Origin of the sequence: Actinomadura physcomitrii (assembly GCF_008923205.2) — a bacterium.
GTDB lineage: Bacteria > Actinomycetota > Actinomycetes > Streptosporangiales > Streptosporangiaceae > Spirillospora > Spirillospora physcomitrii.
On sequence record NZ_WBMS02000013.1, the window covers coordinates 92978 to 114703 of the forward strand.

21 protein-coding genes are annotated in these 21726 nt (G+C 73.3%); 9 read left to right on the top strand and 12 right to left on the bottom strand.

All coding sequences use genetic code 11. From position 1 onward, the window contains the following. Nucleotides 1-51: 51 nt before the first annotated feature. Entirely contained in the window at nucleotides 52-960 is a 909-nt protein-coding gene (locus F8568_RS18235; RefSeq protein ID WP_151594745.1) for an SDR family oxidoreductase, read from the bottom strand. After that, a complete protein-coding gene (locus F8568_RS18240; protein ID WP_151594746.1) occupies nucleotides 957-1724 on the bottom strand; it encodes an SDR family oxidoreductase in 768 nt (255 codons plus the stop codon). The genes F8568_RS18235 and F8568_RS18240 overlap by 4 nt, the downstream gene beginning before the upstream one ends. A gap of 64 nt (nucleotides 1725-1788) precedes the next feature. On the opposite strand from F8568_RS18240, the gene F8568_RS18245 reads away from it, so the two are divergent. The 4 genes from F8568_RS18245 to F8568_RS18260 are packed head-to-tail and all read left to right on the top strand — an operon-like array spanning nucleotide 1789 to nucleotide 5181. Further along, complete coding sequence (locus tag F8568_RS18245; protein WP_151594747.1) at nucleotides 1789-2535, top strand: enoyl-CoA hydratase family protein; 747 nt, start codon at nucleotides 1789-1791, stop codon at nucleotides 2533-2535. After that, the gene (locus tag F8568_RS18250) at nucleotides 2532-3392 is read left to right on the top strand and encodes a CoA transferase subunit A (RefSeq protein WP_151594748.1); all 861 of its coding nucleotides are present in this window, start codon (nucleotides 2532-2534) and stop codon (nucleotides 3390-3392) included. The genes F8568_RS18245 and F8568_RS18250 overlap by 4 nt, the downstream gene beginning before the upstream one ends. Then, entirely contained in the window at nucleotides 3389-4120 is a 732-nt protein-coding gene (locus tag F8568_RS18255; protein ID WP_151594749.1) for a CoA-transferase subunit beta, read from the top strand. Before F8568_RS18250 ends, F8568_RS18255 begins: the two co-directional genes overlap by 4 nt. Beyond that, entirely contained in the window at nucleotides 4120-5181 is a 1062-nt protein-coding gene (locus F8568_RS18260; RefSeq protein WP_151594750.1) for an NAD(P)H-dependent flavin oxidoreductase, read from the top strand. The genes F8568_RS18255 and F8568_RS18260 overlap by 1 nt, the downstream gene beginning before the upstream one ends. Here F8568_RS18260 and F8568_RS18265 read toward each other — a convergent pair. After that, complete coding sequence (locus tag F8568_RS18265) at nucleotides 5178-5792, bottom strand: TetR/AcrR family transcriptional regulator (protein ID WP_151594751.1); 615 nt, start codon at nucleotides 5790-5792, stop codon at nucleotides 5178-5180. The two genes, F8568_RS18260 and F8568_RS18265, sit on opposite strands and share 4 nt — an antisense overlap. 67 nt (nucleotides 5793-5859) lie before the next feature. Between F8568_RS18265 and F8568_RS18270 the strand changes: the two genes are divergently transcribed. Further along, nucleotides 5860-6435: a peroxiredoxin-like family protein gene (locus tag F8568_RS18270; protein WP_151594752.1), complete on the top strand. Its 576-nt coding sequence runs from the start codon at nucleotides 5860-5862 to the stop codon at nucleotides 6433-6435. 46 nt (nucleotides 6436-6481) lie between these two features. On the opposite strand, the gene F8568_RS18275 is transcribed toward F8568_RS18270, so the two are convergent. The 6 genes from F8568_RS18275 to F8568_RS18300 all read right to left on the bottom strand — a co-directional run bounded on the left by F8568_RS18275 (nucleotide 6482) and on the right by F8568_RS18300 (nucleotide 12690). Then, entirely contained in the window at nucleotides 6482-7462 is a 981-nt protein-coding gene (locus tag F8568_RS18275) for a quinone oxidoreductase family protein (protein ID WP_151594753.1), read from the bottom strand. Further along, nucleotides 7462-8472 carry an aldo/keto reductase gene (locus F8568_RS18280; protein WP_151594754.1) on the bottom strand — a complete coding sequence of 337 codons (1011 nt, stop codon included), beginning with the start codon at nucleotides 8470-8472 and terminating at the stop codon, nucleotides 7462-7464. The genes F8568_RS18275 and F8568_RS18280 overlap by 1 nt, the downstream gene beginning before the upstream one ends. Before the next feature lie 109 nt (nucleotides 8473-8581). Continuing rightward, complete coding sequence (locus F8568_RS18285) at nucleotides 8582-9442, bottom strand: helix-turn-helix transcriptional regulator (RefSeq protein ID WP_151594755.1); 861 nt, start codon at nucleotides 9440-9442, stop codon at nucleotides 8582-8584. Between the two features lie 48 nt (nucleotides 9443-9490). After that, nucleotides 9491-10675 carry a CaiB/BaiF CoA transferase family protein gene (locus F8568_RS18290; protein WP_151594756.1) on the bottom strand — a complete coding sequence of 395 codons (1185 nt, stop codon included), beginning with the start codon at nucleotides 10673-10675 and terminating at the stop codon, nucleotides 9491-9493. Between the two features lie 4 nt (nucleotides 10676-10679). Next, nucleotides 10680-11855 (bottom strand): acyl-CoA dehydrogenase family protein, encoded by a 1176-nt coding sequence (locus F8568_RS18295; protein ID WP_151594757.1) that lies wholly within the window; start codon nucleotides 11853-11855, stop codon nucleotides 10680-10682. Between the two features lie 139 nt (nucleotides 11856-11994). After that, nucleotides 11995-12690, bottom strand: coding sequence for a GntR family transcriptional regulator (locus tag F8568_RS18300; protein ID WP_151594758.1), 696 nt, complete (start codon nucleotides 12688-12690; stop codon nucleotides 11995-11997). Between the two features lie 164 nt (nucleotides 12691-12854). Between F8568_RS18300 and F8568_RS18305 the strand changes: the two genes are divergently transcribed. Continuing rightward, nucleotides 12855-14006, top strand: coding sequence for an acyl-CoA dehydrogenase family protein (locus F8568_RS18305; protein ID WP_328600941.1), 1152 nt, complete (start codon nucleotides 12855-12857; stop codon nucleotides 14004-14006). Nucleotides 14007-14028: 22 nt separating this feature from the next. Here F8568_RS18305 and glpK (F8568_RS18310) read toward each other — a convergent pair whose 3' ends face one another. Together glpK (F8568_RS18310) and F8568_RS18315 are read right to left on the bottom strand one after the other, a co-directional pair. Next, nucleotides 14029-15555 (bottom strand): glycerol kinase GlpK, encoded by a 1527-nt coding sequence (gene glpK / locus F8568_RS18310; RefSeq protein ID WP_151594759.1) that lies wholly within the window; start codon nucleotides 15553-15555, stop codon nucleotides 14029-14031. Between the two features lie 54 nt (nucleotides 15556-15609). Continuing rightward, entirely contained in the window at nucleotides 15610-16377 is a 768-nt protein-coding gene (locus F8568_RS18315; RefSeq protein WP_151594760.1) for an IclR family transcriptional regulator, read from the bottom strand. Between the two features lie 249 nt (nucleotides 16378-16626). Here F8568_RS18315 and F8568_RS18320 point away from each other — a divergent pair, with 249 nt between their 5' ends. The 3 genes from F8568_RS18320 (at nucleotide 16627) to F8568_RS18330 (ending at nucleotide 20828) form a co-directional block, all read left to right on the top strand. Then, nucleotides 16627-17451: an MIP/aquaporin family protein gene (locus F8568_RS18320; protein WP_151594761.1), complete on the top strand. Its 825-nt coding sequence runs from the start codon at nucleotides 16627-16629 to the stop codon at nucleotides 17449-17451. A gap of 102 nt (nucleotides 17452-17553) precedes the next feature. Further along, nucleotides 17554-19071, top strand: coding sequence for a glycerol kinase GlpK (glpK, locus tag F8568_RS18325; protein WP_151594762.1), 1518 nt, complete (start codon nucleotides 17554-17556; stop codon nucleotides 19069-19071). Between the two features lie 92 nt (nucleotides 19072-19163). After that, the gene (locus F8568_RS18330; protein ID WP_151594763.1) at nucleotides 19164-20828 is read left to right on the top strand and encodes a glycerol-3-phosphate dehydrogenase/oxidase; all 1665 of its coding nucleotides are present in this window, start codon (nucleotides 19164-19166) and stop codon (nucleotides 20826-20828) included. Between the two features lie 10 nt (nucleotides 20829-20838). Here the strand turns inward: F8568_RS18330 and F8568_RS18335 are convergent, their stop codons facing one another. Next, nucleotides 20839-21651, bottom strand: a complete 813-nt coding sequence (locus F8568_RS18335; RefSeq protein WP_151594764.1) for an FAS1-like dehydratase domain-containing protein — start codon at nucleotides 21649-21651, stop codon at nucleotides 20839-20841. Nucleotides 21652-21726 lie beyond the last annotated feature (75 nt).

The following is a 21726-nucleotide window of genomic DNA, read 5'->3' on the forward strand; positions in this document are numbered from 1 at the left end:
TGCGCGACCGGAACCGGCCGCGCCCGGCGGCGCGCCGGGCGCGGGAGGCGGTCAGCCGGCGCCGTATACGGGCTCGGGGACCGGAGCCTCGGCGAGCAGGCCGGTGACGACCTCGCCGACCTCGGCCGGATCCCAGCGGGCGCCCTTGTCGGCGGCGGGGCCGTGCCGGAAGGCGTCCATCACGCAGATCCTGCCGCCCTCGGCCTCGAAGACCCGGCCGGTGACGTCCTTGGACTGCGCGGAGCCGAGCCAGACGACCAGCGGCGACACGTTCTCCGGTGCCATCGCGTCGAACTCGCCCTCGGCGGGCGCGGCCATCGTCTGCGCGAAGACCTCCTCGGTCATCCGGGTGCGGGCGGCGGGCGCGATCGCGTTGACGGTCACCCCGTACCGGCCGAGCTCGGCGGACGCGACGAGGGTGAGCCCGACGATGCCGGCCTTCGCGGCCGAGTAGTTGCCCTGGCCGACGCTGCCGAGCAGGCCCGCGCCGGACGAGGTGTTGATCACGCGGGCGTCGACCGGGCGGCCGGCCTTGCTCTCGGCGCGCCAGTACCGCCCGGCGTGCGCGAGCGGCAGGAAGTGGCCCTTGAGGTGGACGCGCATGACGGCGTCCCACTCGTCCTCGGACAGGTTGATCAGCATCCGGTCGCGCAGGAACCCGGCGTTGTTGACGAGGGTGTCGAGGCGGCCGAAGGCGTCCACGGCGGTGGCGACGAGCGCGGCGGCGCCCGCGTCGGTGGCGATGTCGTCGGTGCTGGCGACGGCGCGTCCGCCGAGCGCCTCGATCTCCTTGACGACGTCCTGGGCGGGGCCACCGGAGGCGTCGCCGGTGCCGTCGCGGGCGACGCCCAGGTCGTTGACCACGACCAGGGCGCCCTGCCGGGCGAACTCCAGCGCGTGCGCGCGGCCGAGCCCGCGCCCGGCCCCGGTGACGGCGACCACGCGGTCCTTGCAGATCATCGCGACTCCTCCTTGTTCACGGTGGCGGCGTCCAGGAACGCGGGGCGCTCTCCGCCGCCGTGCATCAGCAGCTGCGCCCCGGTGATGTAGGACGCGAGGTCGGAGGCGAGGTAGACGCAGGCGGCGCCGACCTCGAACGGGTCGCCGAGGCGGCCCATCGGCACGGTCCGCGCGACGGCCCGCACACCCGCCTCGTCGCCGTAGTGCAGGTGCGCGAGCTCGGTGCGGACCATGCCGAGGATCAGCGTGTTGACCCGCACCCGCGGCGCCCACTCGACGGCGAGCGACTGGGTGAGGCTGTGCAGCCCGGCCTTGGCGGCGCCGTAGGGCGCGGTGCCCGGCGACGGCCGGACCCCGCTGACGCTGCCGATGTTGATCACCGAGCCGCCGTCCGGCATCAGCGGGCGCAGCGCCCGCGCCATGATCAGCGGCGCGGTCAGGTTCAGTTCCAGGACCTTCAGGTGGGTGCGCAGCGGGCCCTCGGTGAGCGGCAGGAACGGCCCGCCGCCCGCGTTGTTGACCAGCACGTCCACCCTGTCGAGCCCGGCGGCGAACGCCTCGGCGGCGTCCTCGTCGCGCACGTCCAGGCAGGCGAAGGATGCCGTGCGGCCGCCGGCCTCGGGCAGCGCGTCCGGCTCGTGCCGGGCCACCGCGATCACGTCGGCGCCCGCCTCCAGGAAAGCGCGGCTGATCCCGGCGCCGACACCGCGCACGCCCCCGGTGACCACGACGGTCCTTCCCGCCAGGTCCAGCGTCAGTGACATCCCGCCTCCTGCGAGCCGCTCTGCTACCGTCTGTTCTAACAAATGTTTGGTGGAAAGGTAGCGCATGGGAGTCTCCACCACGACCCTGGACGGGGTCGCCGAGATCGTCGTGGACGCGCCGCCGGTCAACGCCCTGACCGTCGCGGGCTGGTTCGAGCTGGCCGACGCGGTGCTCGCGGCCGGCCGCGACCCGCGGGTCGGCGCCGTCGTGCTCCGGGCCGAGGGCCGGGGCTTCAACGCGGGCGTCGACATCAAGGAGATGCAGCGGACCGAGGGGCACACCGCGCTGGTGGGGGCCAACCGGGGCTGCTTCGCGGCATTCGCCGCCGTCTACGACTGCGAGGTGCCGGTGGTCGCCGCGGTGCACGGCTTCTGCCTGGGCGGCGGGATCGGACTGGCGGGCAACGCCGACATCGTCGTGGCGTCCGACGACGCCTTCTTCGGGCTGCCCGAGGTCGACCGGGGCGCGCTCGGCGCCGCGACGCACCTGGCCCGGCTCGTCCCGCAGCACCTGATGCGCGCGATGGTCTACACCTGCCGCAACGTCACGGCCGCCGAGCTGCACCACCACGGCTCGGTGCTGGAGGTCGTCCCGAGGGACGAGCTGCGCGCCAAGGCGCTGGAGGTCGCCGGGAACATCGCCGCCAAGGACAAGTACGTGATCAGGCGCGCCAAGGAGTCGCTGAACGGCATCGACCCGGTGGACGTCCGTCGCAGCTACCGCTACGAGCAGGGGTTCACCTTCGAGCTGAACCTCGTGGGCGCGGGCGACGAGCACCGCGACGCCTTCGTGGCCAAGGGGGCGAAGTGAGCAAGGTCCTCTCCATCGAGGAGGTCGTCGGGTCGCTGGAGAGCGGCATGACGGTCGGGATCGGCGGCTGGGGCTCGCGGCGCAAGCCGATGGCCCTGGTCCGGGCGCTGTGCCGCTCCGACGTCACCGACCTGACCGTGGTGGCCTACGGCGGGCCGGACGTCGGGCTGCTGTGCGCGGCGGGCAAGGTCCGCCGGCTCGTGGCGGCCTTCGTCACCATGGACTCGATCCCGCTCGAGCCGCACTTCCGGCAGGCGCGCCAGTCGGGATCGATCGAGCTGACCGAGTACGACGAGGGCATGTTCATGTTCGGGCTGTACGCGGCGGCGCACCGGCTGCCGTTCCTGCCCACCCCCGTCGGGCTCGGCTCGGACGTGATGCGCGTCAACCCGGAGCTGAGGACGATCCGGTCGCCGTACGGGGACGGGCGGGAGCTCGTCGCCGTCCCGGCGCTCACCATGGACGTGTCGCTGATCCACATGAACCGGGCGGACGCGCGCGGCAACGCCCAGTACCTCGGCGCCGACCCGTACATGGACGACCTGTTCGCCAAGGCCGCCGACCGCACCTACGTCTCCTGCGAGCGGCTGGTCGACACCGCCGACTTCGCCAAGGAGGGCCCGCCGCAGTCGTTGCTGATCAGCCGGACGCAGGTGACGGGCGTGGTGGAGACGCCGAACGGCGCGCACTTCACCGACTGCGAGCCCGACCACCGCCGCGACGAGGCGTTCCAGAAGCTGTACGCGACGTCGGCGGGCGACCCGGAGGCGTGGGCGGCGTTCCGCGACCGGTTCCTGTCCGGCGACGAGGCCGCCTATCAGGACGCGGTCCGGACGTGGCAGGAGGAGTCCCGATGAGCGATGTGACGAGGGCCGAGGTCTGCGCGGTCGCCTGCGCGGAGCTGTTCCGCGGGGACGGCGAGATCGTCGCGGCGGCGGTCGCCGGATTCGTGCCCATGCTGGGGTCGCGGCTGGCGCGGGCCACCTTCGAGCCGGACCTGCTGACGACCGACGGCGGGCCCACGCTGAGCGCCGAGCCCGTCCCGCTGGGCCGGACGGCGGAGGTGGCGGAGGGCTGGCTGCCGTTCCGCGACCACCTGTGGCTGGTGCTGAACGCGCGGCGGCACGTGGTGATGGGGCCGTCGCAGATCGACCGGTACGGCAACACCAACATCTCGTGCATCGGCGACTGGGAGCGGCCGTCGCGGCAGCTCCTCGGGTCGCGCGGCGGCCCGGGGAACACTCTGCTGAACCCGACGAGCTACTGGGTGCCGAAGCACTCGACGCGGGTCTTCACCCCCAGGGTCGACTTCGTCAGCGGCGTCGGCTGGGACCGGGGCGCGCACGAGATCCGCGCGGTGGTGAGCAACCTCGCGGTGCTCGACTTCGACACCCCCGACCACCGGATGCGGCTGCGCTCGGTGCACCCCGGCGTGACCGTCGAGGACGTCGTGGCCGCCACCGGGTTCGAGCTGGTGATCCCCGATGAGGTGCCGCGGACGCGCCTGCCGGACGGCGAGGAGCTGCGGGTCATGCGCGAGGTCCTGGACCCGAAGGGCCTGCGCGAGCGGGAGGTGCCGGCCTGATGGAGCAGCGGCTCGACACCCCGCTGACCCGGCTGGCGGGCGTGCGGCACCCGGTCGTCCAGACCGGCATGGGCTGGGTGGCCGGGCCGCGCCTGGTCACCGCCGTGGCGAACGCGGGCGGCCTCGGCATCCTGGCGTCGGCGACGATGACGCTCGACCAGCTCGCGGACGCGATCCACGAGGTCAGGGACCGCACGGACGCGCCGTTCGGGGTCAATCTGCGCGCCGACGCCGGCGACGCGGGCGACCGCATCGACCTGCTCATCAAGGAGGGCGTGAAGGTCGCGTCGTTCGCGCTCGCGCCCAAGCGGGAGCTGATCGCCAAGCTCAAGGACGCGGGCCTGGTGGTGATCCCGTCGGTGGGCGCGCGGCGGCACGCGGAGAAGGTCGCCGGCTGGGGCGCGGACGCCGTGCTGGTGCAGGGCGGCGAGGGCGGCGGGCACACCGGCCCCGTCGCGACCACGCTGCTGCTCCCCCAGGTCGTCGACGCGGTGGACATCCCGGTCATCGCGGCCGGCGGCTTCTTCGACGGGCGCGGCCTGGCCGCCGCGCTGTCCTACGGGGCGGCGGGCGTGGCGATGGGCACCCGGTTCCTGCTGACCTCCGACAGCTCGGTGCCGGACGCGGTCAAGCAGGTGTACCTGAAGACCGGCGAGACGGTCGTGACCCGCCAGGTCGACGGCATGCCGCACCGGGTGCTGCGCAGCGAGCTGGTCGACGGGCTGGAGTCGGCCGGACGGATCAGCGGCCTGGTCCGGGCGCTGCGCAACGTCGCCCGGTTCAAGAAGCTGTCCGGGATGTCGTGGCGCGCGATGATCGCCGACGGGAGGGCGATGAAGCACGGCAAGGACCTGTCGTGGTCGCAGGTCCTCATGGCCGCCAACACCCCGATGCTGCTGAAGGCGGCGATGGTGGACGGCCGTCCCGATCTCGGCGTGATGGCCTCGGGCCAGGTCGTCGGGGTCATCGACGACCTGCCGAGCTGCGCGCGGCTGATCGACGGGATCGTGGCACAGGCCGTCGAGGCCATCTCCGCCCAGCAGTCGCTGCTGGTCCGCTAGGCGGTGCCGAGGCCGCGCAGCACGGCCTCCAGTCCCCCGCGGAACTCCTCGCCGGGGCCGATGCGGCGGGCGTGCCGCGCGGTCTCGGCCATGTGCGGGAACTCGCCGGCGGGCAGCGCGGCGATGACGAGGGTCCCCTCCCCCTCCAGCGGGCCCAGGTGCTCCAGCTGGATCGCACCGATGATGTAGGCGATCACCGCCCGCAGCGCGATGGCGGCCCGGGGGCCGGTGATGCCGGCCTCGTGCAGGATGCCCGCGACGGTCTCCCCCCAGCACAGCGACCCCCGCGAGTCGTGCCGGTGCGTGAGCGTCAGCGGCATGATCGCCGCGTGCGCGCCGAAGGCGTCCCGCAGCCGCAGCGCCATCGTCTCGATCCTCTCCTCCCACGGGCCGGCGGGCGGCGGCGCGGGATCGACCTCGGCGTACACCAGGTCGATGACGAGGCCTTCCAGTTCTTCGCGGTCGCGGACGTACCGGTACAGCGCCATGGTGCTCAGCTTGAGCTCCTTGGCGACCGCGCGCATCGACAGCCCGGCGAGGCCGTCCCGGTCGATGACGGCGAGCGCCGCGGCGGCGACCTGGTCCTGGGTGAGCGAGCGGGGTCGGGGCATGACGCTTGACAGCGTACGGCATACACTTACGATCGTAGGTGTACGCCATACGCTTAAGGAGCGACGCATGCGCCTGACCCCCGGAGCGGACGTCCCGGCCCGCGAACTGACCCCCGTCGGCGGCCCACCGGTCCCCGTCCCCGACCCCGGCCACCTCGTCCACCTGCAGTTCCGCCGGTTCGCGGGCTGCCCGATCTGCAACCTGCACCTGCGCTCGTTCGTCGTCCGGCACGGCGAGATCGAGGCCGCGGGGATCCGCGAGGTCGTGGTGTTCCACTCCCCCGACGAGGAGCTGCGCGAGCACGTCGCCGGCCTGCCGTTCCCCGTCGTCGGCGACCCCTCGAAGAGGCTGTACGCCGAGTTCGGCGTCGAGTCCGGGCGCCGGGCGCTGCTCGACCCCCGCGTGTGGGGCCCGCTGCTGCGGGCCGTGATCACCGGGACGTGGCAGGTCGTCCGGGGCCGCGAGCACCTGCCGTCGTCCAGCCCGGCCGGGGGCCGGCTGGGCCTGCCCGGCGACTTCCTGATCGGCGCGGACGGGCGCCTGGTCGCGGCGAAGTACGGCGAGCACGCCTACGACCAGTGGTCGGTCGACGAGCTGCTCGCCCTCGCCGCCGAGGCACCGGCCGCCACGGGGCGGCCGTGACCGCGGATCGGCGGCCCGGTGCCGCCGGCCCGCGGCCTAGTGGTGCTCAGCCGCGCAGCGCGAGGACGAGCTTGCCGGTCGTCGCGCCGGACTCGATGCGCCGGTGCGCCTCCGCGGCCTGGTCCAGAGGCAGTTCCTCCACCTGCAGCCGCAGGTCGCCGGAGGCCGCGGCGGCCACCGCGCGGCGCAGCGCCCGGCCCGCGTCGGCCGGGAACGCGCCCGAGAACGCGGCGAGGTTGAAGCCCGCCACCGACTTGTTGGCGAACCACAGCTCGTTCGCCGACACGCCCACGTCGTCCGCGCCGGACGCGTTGCCCATGACGATCATCCGGCCCATCGGCGCGAGCGCGTCCAGGCTGGTCCGGCGGGCCGGGCCACCGACCATGTCCACCACGATGTCGAACCCGCGCCCGCCGGTGAGGGCCGCGACCCGGTCCGGCAGCTCGTCGCGGAGCACGACGTCGTCGTAGCCGAAGCCGCGGGCGGTCCCGATCTTCGCCGGGCCGCCGACGGTGCCGGCCACCCGGCCCGCGCCGAGCAGCCGCGCCGCCTGGCCGAGCTGGCTGCCCACGCCCCCGGCGGCGGCGTGCACGAGCACGGTCTCGCCCGGTTCGATGCGCGCCGCGCGGTCCAGGACGAGGAACGCGGTCGTGCTGTTGGACGGGATCGCGGCGGCGATGTCCAGGCCCAGGTCGAGGCCGTCCAGCGGTGCGACCAGGTCCGCGGACGTCACGACGACCTCGGCGTAGCCGCCGCCGTCCACGATCGTCAGCGCCGCGACCGGCTGCCCGGGCCGAAGGCCCTCGACCTCCGGGCCGACCGCGCGGACGTGCCCGGACACCTCGATCCCGGGAACGAACGGCAGCGGCACGTCCACCACGCCCCGCCGGTACAGCACCTCGGCGAAGTTGGCGCCCGCGTAGGCGACGTCGATGGACACCTGCCCCGGCCCTGGCTCGGGTACCTCGAACTCGTCCACGCGCAGCACCTCGGCCCCGCCGAACGCGGGGATGGCGACGGCCTTCATCAGTAACGCCCTCCGACGGCCGCGGGGACGGCGTCGAGCTCGGCCAGGTCGGCCTCGGTGAGGTCCAGGTCGGCGGCTCCGGCGTTGTCGCGCAGGTACCGCTGCTTCTTGGTGCCGGGGATCGGGATGACGTGCTCGCCCTGCGCGAGCGTCCAGGCGATGGCGACCTGCGCCGGGGTGGCGCCGTGCCGCTCGGCGACCGCCTTCACGACGTCGACGATCCGCAGGTTGGCCTTCAGCGCCTCCTCCTGGAAGCGCGGGTTGGCGCCGCGGAAGTCGGTGTCCTCGAAGTCGGCGGCGGTGACGGTCCCGGTGAGGAACCCGCGGCCGAGCGGCGAGAACGGGACGAACGCCGCGCCGTTGGCGGCGCACCAGCCGACCACGTCGCCCGCGTCACCGGCGCCCGTGACCGCGCCGGCGCCGGCGCCGGCGGCCTGCGTCCCCGGCTGCCCGAGCGCGTCGCGCGTCCACAGCGACAGCTCCGACTGGACCGCCGCGACCGGGTGGATCGCGTGCGCCTCGGCGGCCTGCGCCACGCTGACCTCCGACAGGCCGAGCCGCCGCACCTTGCCCTCGGCGACCAGCTCCGCCATCGCGCCCCAGGTGTCGGCGAGGGGCACGTCCGGGTCGACGCGGTGCAGGTAGTAGAGGTCGATCACGTCGGTGCCCAGCCGGCGCAGGCTGTCCTCGGCGGACGCCTTGACGTGCTCGGGCCGCCCGTTCCGGACGATCTTCCGGGTGGCGAGCGACTCGACGACCAGGCCCGTCTTGGTGGCGAGCACCGCCTCGTCGCGGCGGCCGGCGAGGGCCCGCCCGACCAGCGCCTCGTTGTGGCCGTCGCCGTAGGGCTGCGCCGTGTCCAGGAACGTGACGCCCATGTCGAGCGCCTCCCGGATCAGCGCCACCGACACGTCGTCGTCGCGCTCGGACTCGGCGTAGGCCCAGCTCATGCCCATGCAGCCCAGCCCGACCGCGCCGACCGGCCGACCCGCGAAATCGCGATTCCTCATGGCGTAACCCTTCCTCCGGTTCGTTCGGGAACGATCGTGCCGGATCGCCGGAGGGGCGGACAGACTCCGCTCATCCTGGGTCTGCCACCACCACCCACGCGGGCGCGGGTCAGCTCGCCGCGGCCAGCCCGCGCCGCGCCATCAGCCGCTCCAGGCGCTCCATGGTGCCGGTGCCGGGGCGCGGGTTCTGCAGCACGAGGTGGGTGCCGGGACGGTCGGCGAGCGGCAGCAGCGTGCCCTCGAAGACCATCTCGCCGGCCTCGGGATGGCGGACGCCCTTCACCGCCTGGGTGGCCGAGCTGACTTCGTGCCGGGGCCACAGCTCGGCGAACTCCGGACTGGCGGCGATCATGTCCGCGGCGATCCGGCCGAACTCGGGGTCGTCGGGGTAGCGGGCGGCGTCCGCGCGGAACCGGGCGACGACGTTCGGCGCGGCCGCCGCCCATTCGATGTGCATGTCGCGGTAGCGGGCGTTGGTGAAGAACGACACCAGGCAGTTGTGGTCGGTGTCGCCGAACCCGAACACCGCGCGCGCCGCGTCGTTGATCGCGACGAAATTCCAGTGCCGGTCGCGGACGTAGGCGGGCCGCGGCGACCAGGCGTCCAGCGGCCGCTGCAGCTCCGGCGTGATCGGGACGGCCGGGCCGGCCTCGGCGCGCGGCGGGTTCAGCCCGGCCAGCAGGTACAGGTGCTCGCGCTCGGCGGCGTCGAGCCGGAGCGCGCGGGCGATGGCGTCCAGCACCTCGCCGGACACCTTGATGTCGCGCCCCTGCTCCAGCCACGTGTACCAGGACACGCCGACGCCTGCGAGCACGGCGACCTCCTCGCGCCGCAGGCCGGGCGTCCGGCGCCGGCCCGCGTCGGGCATGCCGACATCGGCGGGCGTGAGCCGGGCGCGGCGGGTGCGCAGGAAGTCGCGCATCTCCTCGCGGCGGCGGTCAGGAGCGGAGGACGGGGTCGTACTGGCCATAGCGCCACGATATCCACCGCCAGGTCCCGTCCCGGGTCGCGCGGGCCGTCAGGCGACCGTTCCGGCAGCTCGGAGCCGGGCGATGTCCGCGTCGTCGTGCCCGAGCCCGCGCAGCACGGCCTCGGTGTGCTCGCCGAGCGCCGGGACCGGGTCCATCCGCGCCTCGACGTCGGCGAAGGTGATCGGCGGGCGGATCGCGCGGATCACCCCGACCGGGGAGCCGACCTCGCGCCAGCGGTCGCGCTCGGCGAGCTGCGGATGCGCGATCAGCCCGTGCCCGTCGTTCAGCGACGCGTTCGCGACGCCCGCCTCGTCCAGCCGCCGCAGCAGTTCCTCGCGGGCCATCGCCGACGTGACGCCGGACACGATCGCGTCCACCTTCTCCCGGTTGCGGACCCGCGCCTGGTTCGTCGCGTACTCGGGGTCGGTGACGAGGTCGGGGCGGTCCAGGACGCCGTTCGCCAGCGCCGCCCAGCCGCGGTCGTTCTGCACGCCGATGACGACGTCGACCCCGTCGGCGGTCGGGTAGGCGTCGTACGGGGAGATCACCGGATGGCTCAGCCGGGTCCGCGGCGGCACCGAACCGGTGTAGAGGGTCGTGTACATCGCCTGGCCCATCCACTCGGCGACCGCGTCGAACATCGTGACCTCGATCGCCGCGCCCTCGCCGGTCGTGCCGCGCCGGACGAGCGCCGCGAGCGTCCCGGAGAAGGCGTACATCCCGGCGGCGATGTCGGCCAGCGGGGAGCCCGCCTTCACCGGCGTCTCCGGGGTGCCGGTGACCGAGATCAGCCCGGCCTCGGCCTGGACGAGCATGTCGTAGGCGCGCTTGTCGCGGTACGGGCCGCGCGTCCCGTATCCGGACATGTCGACGACGATCAGCCGGGGGGCGCGGGCGCGCAGCCCGTCCGCGCCGAACCCGAGGCGGGCGGCGGCGCCGGGCGCGAGGTTCTGCAGGAACACGTCGGCGCCCGCGACCAACTCGGCGAGGATCGCGCGGCCCTCGTCCTGCTTGAGGTCGAGGGCGACCGACTCCTTCGACCGGTTCAGCCAGGCGAAGTGGGTGCCGAGCGCGCCGCGCACGCCGGCGTCGTAGGCGCGGGCGAAGTCGCCGCCGTCCACCCGCTCGACCTTGATGACGCGGGCGCCGAGGTCAGCGAGCTGCCGGGTGGCGAACGGCGCCGCGACCGCCTGCTCCAGCGCGACGACGGTGATGCCTTCGAGGGGGAGCAAGGGATCAGCCCTCCAGCAGCCGGCGGCCGATGATCATCTTCTGGATGTCGGCGGTGCCCTCGCCGATCAGCAGCATCGGCGCCTCCCGGTAGAGGCGCTCGATCTCGTACTCCCTGGAGTAGGCGTAGCCGCCGTGGATACGGAAGGCGTCCTCCACGACCTCCTTGCAGTACTCGCTGGCCAGGTACTTGGCCATGCCCGCCTCGAGGTCGTTGCGCTCGCCGGAGTCCTTGCGGCGCGCCGCCATCACCATCATCTGGTGCGCGGCCTCGACCTTCGTCGCCATCTCGGCGAGCCGGAACATGACGGCCTGGTGCTCGGCGATCGGCCTGCCGAACGTCTCGCGCCGCCGCGCGTAGTCCAGAGCCAGCTCGTAGGCGCGGCGGGCGACGCCGCAGCCGCGCGCCGCGACGTTGACGCGGCCGACCTCGACACCGTCCATCATCTGGTAGAAGCCGCGGCCCGGGGACCCGCCGAGGATCTGCGCGGCGGGAATGCGGTAGGAGTCGAAGACCAGCTCGGTGGTGTCGACGCCCTTGTACCCCATCTTCTCGATCTTGCCGGGGACCGTCAGGCCCGGCGCGACCTCCCCGAACCCCGGCGTCTTGTCGACCAGGAACGTCGTCATGCCGCGGTGGCCCGCGTCCTGGTCGGTCTTGACGAGCGTGGCGACGAGGTTCGCCGAGCCGCCGTTGGTCAGCCACATCTTCTGGCCGTCGATCACGTACGCGTCGCCGTCGGGCACGGCGCGGGTCCTGATCGCCGACACGTCCGAGCCGCAGCCCGGCTCCGACATCGAGAACGCGCCGCGGACCTCCCCGGTCGCCATCCTCGGCAGGTAGTGCGCCTTCTGCTCCGGCGTGCCGTGGTGGGCGATCATCCACGCGACGATGAAGTGGGTGTTGACGATGCCGGACACGCTCATCCAGCCGCGCGACAGCTCCTCCACGGCCAGCGCGTAGGTCAGCAGCGACTCGCCCAGCCCGCCGTGCTCCTCGCCGATCATCAGCCCGAACAGGCCGAGGCCCTTCATCCCGTCCACGATGGCCTGCGGGTACTCGTCGGCGTGCTCCAGCTCCGTGGCGACCGGGAGGATCTCCTTGTCGACGAACGCCCGCACCGTCGCGAGGATCTCCCGCTGCTCGTCCGTCAGCCCGTAGGTCTGCTGCAGCCTGCTCACGTTCCGTTCCCCGCCGATCCCCGTACGGGAGCGCGCACCGCTCCGGAGTCCCGGTCGTCCATCGATCCCTCCTTCGCAATTTTTTATACGATATGGGGAGACGGCCATCCCGGGGAAGGACGCTCCCGGGAACGCCCAGTCAGCCCGACTGGCCGGCCCAGAACCCCCGCGCCTCCAGGTGCACGACCAGCAGGGTCCCGGCGTGCCTGATGTGCGCGCGCATCGCACCGCGCGCGGCCTCGGCGTCCTCGGCGCGCAGCGCCGCCAGGATCAGCCGGTGGTCGTCGACGGAGGCCTGGCTCCACCCCTGGATGCTGGAGTAGAAGCGGCGCGGTGCGTACCGCACCACAAGCTGGAGCAGCCAGGCCGTCTTCGGCGACCCGGCGCACAGGTTGATCACCCGGTGGAACTGGTGGTTGGCCCGCTCGATGCCCTCGGCGTCCGCGGCCTTGGACGCCTGCTCCAGCAGCCCCTGGGTGCGGTCCAGCGACTCCAGCTCGTCCGCCGTGACCTTCTCGGCGGCGCGGGAGGCCAGCTCGCCGGCGAAGTAGGCCTGCGCCTCGAACAGGTCCTGGACGTCCTGGCGCGACAGGGGCGCCGGCATGAAACCGCGGCGCGGCTCCAGCGTGACGAAGCCCTCGCCGCGCAGCGACAGCAGCGCCTCGCGGACCGGGGTGACGCTGATCCCGAGGTCGTCGGCGATGCGCTCCAGCCGGAGGAACTCCCCATGCCTGACCTGGCCGGACATGATGAGCTCGCGGACGTAGGCGGCCACCTCGTCGCTGAGCTGGCGGCGCCTGCCGAGGGCCTGGCCGCCGGATATCGGCACTGTCATCGTCCCCCCGTGCGCCTGGGTGATCCCAACATTATGTAGGCGATGGCCGCTTCTCCCCGACACGGCCGCCGATCCCGCCCCGCGCCAGGTTGACAACGCTTATTTTCAAATCAAATATATGAAAAGGCGCCCGCTGGCGCCAGGGCTCGAGGAGGGCGGCAGCCGTGTTCACGCTGAGCGACGAGGAGCGCGCCATCGTCGAGGTCGTCGCGGACTTCGTCGACAAGGAGGTCCGGCCGGCGGCCCGCGACCTCGAGCACGCGGACGCCTACCCCGAGCACCTGATCGCCCGCATGAAGGAGCTGGGCGTCTACGGGCTCGCCGTCCCCGAGCCGTACGGCGAGACCTCGGTCTCCAAGGCGTGCTACGCGCTCGTCACCGAGGAGCTGGCGCGCGGCTGGATGTCGCTCGCGGGTGCGTTCGGCGGGCACACGGTCGTCTCGCACCTGCTCGCGGTCTTCGGCACCGGGGAGCAGAAGGCCCGCTACCTGCCCCGGATGGCGACCGGCGAGCTGCGCGCCACGATGGCGCTGACCGAGCCGTCCGGCGGCTCCGACCTGCAGTCGATGAGCACCACGGCGCGCCGCGCGGGCGACCGGTACGTGATCGACGGCGCGAAGATGTGGATCACCAACGCGCGGACGTCCGGCCTGATCGCGCTGCTGTGCAAGACCGACCCGGACGCCGAGCCCCGGCACCGCGGCATCAGCATCCTGCTCGTCGAGCAGGGCCCGGGCCTGGCGGTCTCCCGCGACCTGCCGAAGCTCGGCTACAAGGGCGTGGAGAGCTGCGAGCTGTCGTTCGACGGGTACGAGGCGCCGCTGGACGCGGTGCTCGGCGGCGAGGAGGGCTGCGGGTTCGCGCAGATGATGCGCGGCCTGGAGGTCGGCCGGATCCAGGTGGCGGCGCGCGCGCTCGGCGTGGCCCGGGCCGCGCTGGAGGACTCGGTCCGCTACGCGCAGGAGCGCGAGGCGTTCGGCAAGCCGATCTGGAAGCACCAGTCGGTCGGCAACTACCTCGCCGACATGGCCACCGAGCTGCGGGCCGCGCGGCTGCTCACCCTCGACGCCGCCGAACGGCTGGACGCCGGCGAGCGCTGCGACATGGAGGCGGGCATGGCCAAGCTCTACGCCTCCGAGGCGGCGATGCGGATCGCGCTGAACGCCGTGCGGATCCACGGCGCGGCCGGCTACTCCACCGAGTTCGACATCGAGCGCTACTTCCGGGACGCCCCGCTGATGATCGTCGGCGAGGGCACCAACGAGATCCAGCGCAACGTGATCGTCAAGCAGCTGATCGGGCGGAACCGCCTCTGACACCGCGGCGCGGCGGGCCCGGTCAGGGCCCCTCGCCGGGCTCCTCGCCCGCCCTGATCCAGTCGAAGGTGCGTTCCACGGCGCGCTTCCAGTTGCCGTACTCGTGGTCGCGGCGGCCCGCGTCCATCGCCGGGACCCACCGGGCCGCGCGGTGCCAGTTGCGCCGCAGCCCCTCGAGCCCCGCCCAGTAGCCGACGGCGAGGCCGGCGGCGTACGCGGCGCCGAGCGAGACCGTCTCGACCACCATCGGCCGCGCCACCGGCACGTTCAGCATGTCGGCGACCATCTGCATCAGCAGGTTGTCCGACGTCATGCCGCCGTCGGCCTTCAGCTCCCGCAGGCTGAGCCCGGAGTCGCGGTTCATCGCGTCCACGACCTCGCGGGTCTGCCAGCCGGTCGCCTCCAGCACCGCCCGCGCCAGATGGCCCTTGGTGATGTAGGAGGTCAGGCCGACGATGATGCCGCGGGCCTCGCTGCGCCAGTGCGGCGCGAACAGCCCGGAGAACGCCGGGACGATGTAGCAGCCGCCGTTGTCGTCGACGGTCCGGGCGAGCGTCTCGATCTCCGGCGCGGTGGTGATCAGCCCGAGCCCGTCGCGGAACCACTGGACGAGCGCGCCGGTGATCGCGATCGAGCCCTCCAGCGCGTACACGGCCGGCTCGTCGCCGATCTTGTAGCCGACGGTGGTGAGCAGCCCGTGCTCCGACCGCACCGGCTTGGTCCCGGTGTTCATCAGCAGGAACGCGCCGGTGCCGTAGGTGCACTTGGTCTCGCCGGGCGCGAAGCACGTCTGGCCGAACAGCGCGGCCTGCTGGTCGCCGAGCGCGGCGCCGACGCGCACCCCGGGGAACACCTTGCGGGCCGTCCCGTAGGTCTCGGTCGACGACCTGATCTCCGGCAGCATCGCCCGCGGCACCCCGAAGAACGCGAGCAGGTCGTCGTCCCAGGACAGCGTGTGCAGGTCCATCAGCAGGGTGCGGCTGGCGTTGGTGACGTCGGTGACGTGCACGCCGCCGTCGACGCCGCCGCTGAGGTTCCAGATCAGCCAGCTCTCCATGGTGCCGAACAGCACCTCGCCGCGCTCGGCGCGCTCGCGCAGGCCGGGCGTGTGGTCGAGCAGCCAGCGGATGCGCGGCGCGGAGAAGTAGGTGGCGAGCGGCAGGCCGCTGCGCTCGGTGACGATCGCGGCGCCGGGAGCGCGGCCCAGCTCGTCGACCAGCGCGCCGGTCCGCATGTCCTGCCAGACGATCGCGCGGCCGATGGGGGCGCCGGTGAGCCGGTCCCACAGCACGGTGGTCTCGCGCTGGTTGGCGATGCCGACGGCCGCGACCTGGTTCGCCGTGACGCCCGCCTGCGCGAGCGCCTCCGGCGCGATCCGCTCCAGGTTCCGCCAGATCTCCATCGGGTCGTGCTCGACCCAGCCCGGCCGCGGGAAGTGCTGCCGGTGCTCGCGCTGCGCCACCGACACCAGCCGGCCGCCGTGGTCGAACAGGATGCACCGGGTCGAGGTGGTGCCCTGGTCGATCGACATCACGTAGCGTTCGGTCACGTTGCGCCCTCTCCCCCGGTGTGCCCCTTCCCCGTCACCAGCGGCCCTCGCGCGTCACCACCGCGAGCCGCCGAGGTCGCGGGAGACGGCGCGGGCCGCGTCCCGCACGAACGCCACCAGCCGGGGCTCGGGGACGCGGCCGGTGTCGCAGATCCGCTCGACCGCGCCGGAGATCCCGATGGCCCCGACAACGAGTCCCCCGTACCCGCGGATCGGGGCGGCGATGCCGGCCTCGCCGATGGACAGCTCCTCGACCTCGGCCGCCCAGCCGTTCTCCCGGACCCGGGTGGCGGCCCGTGCGAGCAGGCGCGGATCGGTGATCGTCCGGCGGCAGTAGGACTCCAGCTCGGTGTCGCGGATGGACGCCGCCGCGTTGGCGTCGTGCGCCAGCAGCGCCTTGCCGAGCGCGGTGGCGTGCAGCGGCAGCAGAGACCCGACGTCCAGCGCCTGCAGGGTGTCGTCGGGCCGGAAGACGTGGTGGACGACCAGGACCTTCCCGTCGAGCAGGGTGCCGATCCGGACGGCCTCGCCGCTGCGCGAGGCGAGCGCGTCGGCCCAGTTGATCGCCCGGGAGCGCAGCTCGTTGACGTCCAGGTAGCTGGTGCCGAGGTGGAGCAGGGCGGCGCCGAGCTGGTACTTTCCGGTGCCGCCGTCCTGCTCGACGAAGCCGACCCGCTCCAGGGTGCGCAGGATCCCGTGCGCGGTGCCGCGGGCGAGCCCGAGCGAGCTGGCGATCTCGCCGACGCCGAGCCGGCCGGAGCTGGCGGCGAGCAGCCGCAGGATCGCGGCGGCCCGCTCGATCGACTGCACAGGTCCGGGCATGAATCCGATGCTAGTTCTCCGGCCAGGGTGCCGACAATGTCGGCAGCCGTCGTCATCAACGCCGTTTCCGTCCCGAACTGCCCGGATTCTGTGATCTGGTGCACAGGGGGGAGGGTAACCGGCGCCGGGCGGTGGGGAAAGTGTTCGACATTGTCGGCAGCCCTCCGTTGTTTCCGGGTCGTCCGCGTCTTACGTTCTGGCCAGCCTCATGAGGCTTCGCGTCCACCCCCGCAGCCGAGGAGCACAGACATGGCGGAACGCCGGAAATTCCCACCCCTGGCCGGTGAGCTCGCCGCCGAGTTCGCCGGGACGATGATCCTGATCCTGTTCGGGGTCGGCGTCGTCGCGCAGGTCGCCGGGGCCGACATCGGCGACCACGACAGCATCGCCTGGGCCTGGGGGCTCGGCGTCACGCTCGGCGTCTACGTCGCCGCGCGGATCAGCGGCGCCCACCTCAACCCCGCGGTGACGGTCGCGCTGGCCGCGTTCAAGGAGTTCTCCTGGCGGAAGGTGGCGCCCTACGTCGCCGCGCAGACCGCGGGGGCGTTCATCGCGGCGCTGATCGTCCGCTGGAACTACAGCGAGATCCTGGCCAAGGTCGACCCGGGCCACACCATCAAGACCCAGGGCGTCTTCTCGACGCTGCCGGGCAACGGGACGCTGCCCGTCGGCACCTGGGGCGCGTTCCGCGACCAGGTCATCGGCACCGCGATCCTGCTGTTCGTCATCAAGGCGCTGACCGACGCGCGCAACGCGCCGCCGCTGGCCAACCTCGGCCCGTTCCTGATCGGGCTGCTGGTCGTGGCGATCGGCATGGCGTTCGGCTCGGACGCGGGGTACGCGATCAACCCGGCGCGCGACTTCGGGCCGCGGCTCGCGCAGTTCATCACCGGATACGGCGGCGCCTGGAAGGACCAGAACGGGGACCTGTACTTCTGGGTGCCGATCGTCGCCCCGCTCATCGGCGGCGTGCTCGGCGCCGGCCTGTACAAGCTGCTGATCGGCTGGTTCCTGCCGTCCGACGATGCCGAGCAGGACGTCGCCAAGCCCGAGCCGGAGTATGAAACGGCATGAGCGAAGCGAACCGGGGGGTGTGGGGGGGCGTCCCCCCACAAGCAACACGCATGATCGGCTCACGCACCCGTCCGCAGGCCCTTCCCACTGGAGATTCCGCACATGGCTGACTTCGTCGGAGCGCTCGACCAGGGCACCACGAGCACCCGCTTCATGATCTTCGATCACGGCGGCAACGAGATCGCCCGCCACCAGCTCGAGCACGAGCAGATCCTGCCCCAGGCCGGCTGGGTCGAGCACAACCCCACCGAGATCTGGGAGCGCACCCGCGCGGTCATCCAGACGACGCTGAACAAGGCGAACCTGACCCATGCCGACCTCGCCGCGTTCGGCATCACCAACCAGCGCGAGACGACGCTGGTGTGGGACCGCCGCACCGGACGGCCCTACTTCAACGCGATCGTCTGGCAGGACACCCGCACCGACCGCATCGCCTCGGCCCTCGAGCGCGAGGGCAAGGGCGACGTCATCCGGCGCAAGGCGGGGCTGCCGCCCGCCACCTACTTCTCCGGCGGCAAGATCCAGTGGATCCTGGAGAACGTCGACGGGGTCCGGGAGGCGGCCGAGCGCGGCGACGCGGTCTTCGGGACGACCGACAGCTGGGTGCTGTGGAACCTCACCGGCGGGACGGACGGCGGCGTGCACGTCACCGACGTCACCAACGCCAGCCGCACCATGCTGATGGACCTGGAGACCCTCGACTGGGACGACGAGCTGCTGTCGTTCTTCGGCATCCCGCGCGCCATGCTGCCGCAGATCAAACCGTCCTCGACGGCGGAGGCCTACGGCCTGACGCGCCCGGACGGCCCGCTCGGCGGCGAGGTCCCGCTGACGGCGGCGCTCGGCGACCAGCAGGCCGCGACGGTCGGGCAGGTGTGCTTCGCGCCCGGCGAGGCCAAGAACACCTACGGCACCGGCAACTTCCTGCTGCTCAACACGGGCAACGAGCCGGTGCGGTCGAAGAACGGGCTGCTGACCACGGTCTGCTACCAGCTCGGGTCCGAGAAGCCGGTGTACGCGCTGGAGGGCTCGATCGCGGTGACGGGGTCGGCGGTGCAGTGGCTGCGCGACCAGCTCGGCATCATCTCCGGCGCCGCGCAGAGCGAGGCGCTCGCCCGGCAGGTCGAGGACAACGGCGGCGTGTACTTCGTCCCCGCGTTCTCCGGCCTGTTCGCCCCCTACTGGCGGTCGGACGCGCGCGGCGCGATCGTCGGGCTGTCGCGGTTCAACACCAACGCCCATCTGGCCCGCGCCACCCTCGAGTCGATCTGCTACCAGTCGCGGGACGTCGTCGAGGCGATGCGCGAGGACTCCGGCGTCGCCCTCGACACGCTCAAGGTCGACGGCGGGATCACCGCCAACGAGCTGTGCATGCAGATGCAGGCCGACATCCTCGGCGTCCCGGTGTCGCGGCCGGTGGTCGCCGAGACCACCGCGCTCGGCGCCGCCTATGCCGCCGGCCTCGCCGTCGGGTTCTGGAACACCACCGACGAGCTGCGCCAGAACTGGAACGAGGACAAGCGCTGGCAGCCCACCTGGGACGACGAGCAGCGCGAGAAGGGCTACGCCGGCTGGAAGAAGGCCGTCAACCGAACCCTCGACTGGGTCGACGTCGACTAGACCCGGCCGGGACACGCGCGCGGCGGGGCCGGCGACCGGCGCCGGCCCCGCCCGCACCCACCTGACCGATCACCCCTCATCGGGAGCATGCAGTGACATCCGTAGCCCTCGGCCCTGCGTACCGCGAGGACACCCTGCGCGCCCTGGCCGAGAACGAGTTCGACGTCCTGGTCGTCGGCGGCGGCATCGTCGGCGCGGGCGCCGCGCTCGACGCGGTCTCCCGGGGCCTGTCCGTGGCCCTGGTGGAGGCGCGCGACTGGGCGGCCGGCACCTCCAGCCGCTCCAGCAAGCTGATCCACGGCGGGCTCCGCTATCTGGAGCAGCGCGACTTCGGGCTGGTCCGCGAGGCGCTGCGGGAGCGCGCCCTGCTGCTGCACCGGCTCGCGCCGCACCTGGTGCGGCCCGTCCAGTTCCTGTACCCGCTGCGCAACCGGGTGTGGGAGCGGGCGTACGTCAGCGCCGGCGTGACCCTGTACGACACGATGGGCGGTGCCCGGTCGCTGCCCCGGCACCGGCAGCTCACCCGGCGCGGCGCGCTGCGGGAGGCGCCGGCCCTGCGCTCGGACGCGCTCGTCGGCGCGATCCAGTACTACGACGCGCAGGTGGACGACGCCCGCTACACGATGATGGTCGCCCGCACCGCCGCCCGGTACGGCGCCAGGGTCGCCACCCGCGCCGAGGTGACCGGGTTCCTGCGCGAGGGCGAGCGGGTCACCGGCGCGCGCGTCGTGGACCTGGAGGGCGGGCGGGAGATCACCGTCCGGGCCCGCCGGGTCGTCTGCGCGACCGGCGTGTGGACGGACGGCGCGCAGGCGATGACCGGGGCGCGCGCGGCGTTCGCGGTGCGCGCGTCCAAGGGCGTCCACCTGGTGGTGCCGCGCGACCGGATCCCGATGGGCACCGGGCTGATCACCCGGACCGAGCGCAGCGTGCTGTTCATCATCCCGTGGGGCCGGCACTGGCTGGTCGGGACGACCGACACCCCGCACGACGACGGTCCGGACGAGCCGGTCGCCGACCACACCGACATCGGCTACCTGCTGGAGCGCGTGAACGCGGTGCTGCGCACGCCGCTCACCATGAACGACGTCGAAGGCGTGTACGCGGGGCTGCGGCCGCTGCTGTCCGGCGAGGTGGACGACACCGCGCGGCTGTCGCGCGAGCACGCCGTCGCCGAGCCGGTGCCGGGGCTGGTCGTCGTCACCGGCGGCAAGTTCACCACCTACCGGGTCATGGCGCGCGACGCGGTCGACGTGGTCGCCGAGGGCCTGGACGAGTCGGTGCCCGCGTCGGTCACCGGGCGGCTGCCGATCCTCGGCGCGGACGGCTTCGAGGTGCTGTGGAACGAGCGGCGCCGGCTCGCCGCCCGCTCCGGGCTGCACGTCGCGCGGATCGAGCACCTGCTGCGCCGGTACGGGTCGTGCGCGCAGGACGTGCTCGACCTGGTCGCCGCCGAGCCGGAGCTGGGCGCCCCGATCCCCGGCGCGGAGGACTACCTGTGCGCCGAGGCCGTCTACGCGGTGACGCACGAGGGCGCCCTGCACCTGGAGGACGTCCTCGCGCGGCGGCTGCGGGTGTCGATCGAGGAGTGGGACGGCGGCCTCGCCGCGGCGGCGCACGTCGCCGCCCTGCTCGCGCCGCGGCTGGGCTGGAGCCGCGAGGACGCCGCCGACGAGGTGAAGCGGTACGTCCTGCGGATCAGGGCGGAGCGCCGCGACGGGCCGGCCGTAGTCGACCCGCCGGTCACGGCCGCTTAGGCGGCGTCACTCAGGCGGTCGAAAACGTCGCGGTCATCGCGGTGACCCCCCCTGGCGCCTCGATCGACAGCTCGCCGTCCGGCGAGCCGGCCGCCGTGAAGGGCTGCCGCACGTAGACGGGCCTGCGGGCGCGGAACGACAGTTCCGTCACCTTCAGGCCCGCCCTGCGCGGCAGTTCGAGGCACAGGATCGCCAGCAGCGGGCCGTGGACGACGAGCCCGCCGTGTCCCTCGACCTCGGTGGCGTAGGCCTCGTCGTAGTGGATGCGGTGGGCGTTGTAGGTGAGCGCGCTGAACCGGAACAGCAGCACCGGGTCGGCCGTCACCGGCAGCGTCCACGGGGCCGTCACCTCGGGCGCCTCGAAGGACACCTCCGGCGGGCGGGACGCCGCGTCGCCGCTGCGGTAGACGAGGTCCTGCTCCTCGACGGCGATCTCGGCGCCGTCGCGCAGGAAGGCGTGGCGGACGGTCACGAAGAGCATCTCGCCGCTGCGTCCCCGCTTGAGTGCCGTGGAGGCCAGCTCGGTGCGCCGGGTGACGGTGTCGCCGATCCGCAGCGGCTCGCGGACGCGGAACCGGCCGCCGGCGAACATGCGCCGCCGGTCGGGGATCGGCGGCAGGAAGCGCCCGGCGAGCGGATGGCCGTCCGGGCCCAGGTCGCGCTGCGCGGGCCGGTCGAGGAAGTGCAGCCAGTGCCACAGCGGCGGCAGCTCGTCGCCCGGCGGGTCGACGTCCAGCACCCCGGCCAGCGCGGCCGCCGGCGCGGCGCCGATGACCTCTGCCGTCTCCACCGGTTCCGGCGACCAGCCGCTCACGTCGATCATCGTTCACCCCTCGGCCGTCGTCGTTCCCCAGGGATTATGCCGACGGCCGGGAACGGCGCCGGGCCCGGCCCCGCC

Coding starts and splice junctions, on each gene's coding strand:
- F8568_RS18235 (WP_151594745.1), bottom strand. CDS start 960: ATGATCTGCAAGGACCGCGTGGTCGCCGTCACCGGGGCCGGGCGCGGG.
- F8568_RS18240 (WP_151594746.1), bottom strand. CDS start 1,724: ATGTCACTGACGCTGGACCTGGCGGGAAGGACCGTCGTGGTCACCGGG.
- F8568_RS18245 (WP_151594747.1), top strand. CDS start 1,789: ATGGGAGTCTCCACCACGACCCTGGACGGGGTCGCCGAGATCGTCGTG.
- F8568_RS18255 (WP_151594749.1), top strand. CDS start 3,389: ATGAGCGATGTGACGAGGGCCGAGGTCTGCGCGGTCGCCTGCGCGGAG.
- F8568_RS18260 (WP_151594750.1), top strand. CDS start 4,120: ATGGAGCAGCGGCTCGACACCCCGCTGACCCGGCTGGCGGGCGTGCGG.
- F8568_RS18265 (WP_151594751.1), bottom strand. CDS start 5,792: ATGCCCCGACCCCGCTCGCTCACCCAGGACCAGGTCGCCGCCGCGGCG.
- F8568_RS18270 (WP_151594752.1), top strand. CDS start 5,860: ATGCGCCTGACCCCCGGAGCGGACGTCCCGGCCCGCGAACTGACCCCC.
- F8568_RS18275 (WP_151594753.1), bottom strand. CDS start 7,462: ATGAAGGCCGTCGCCATCCCCGCGTTCGGCGGGGCCGAGGTGCTGCGC.
- F8568_RS18280 (WP_151594754.1), bottom strand. CDS start 8,472: ATGAGGAATCGCGATTTCGCGGGTCGGCCGGTCGGCGCGGTCGGGCTG.
- F8568_RS18285 (WP_151594755.1), bottom strand. CDS start 9,442: ATGGCCAGTACGACCCCGTCCTCCGCTCCTGACCGCCGCCGCGAGGAG.
- F8568_RS18300 (WP_151594758.1), bottom strand. CDS start 12,690: ATGACAGTGCCGATATCCGGCGGCCAGGCCCTCGGCAGGCGCCGCCAG.
- F8568_RS18315 (WP_151594760.1), bottom strand. CDS start 16,377: ATGCCCGGACCTGTGCAGTCGATCGAGCGGGCCGCCGCGATCCTGCGG.
- F8568_RS18320 (WP_151594761.1), top strand. CDS start 16,627: ATGGCGGAACGCCGGAAATTCCCACCCCTGGCCGGTGAGCTCGCCGCC.
- glpK (WP_151594762.1), top strand. CDS start 17,554: ATGGCTGACTTCGTCGGAGCGCTCGACCAGGGCACCACGAGCACCCGC.
- F8568_RS18335 (WP_151594764.1), bottom strand. CDS start 21,651: ATGATCGACGTGAGCGGCTGGTCGCCGGAACCGGTGGAGACGGCAGAG.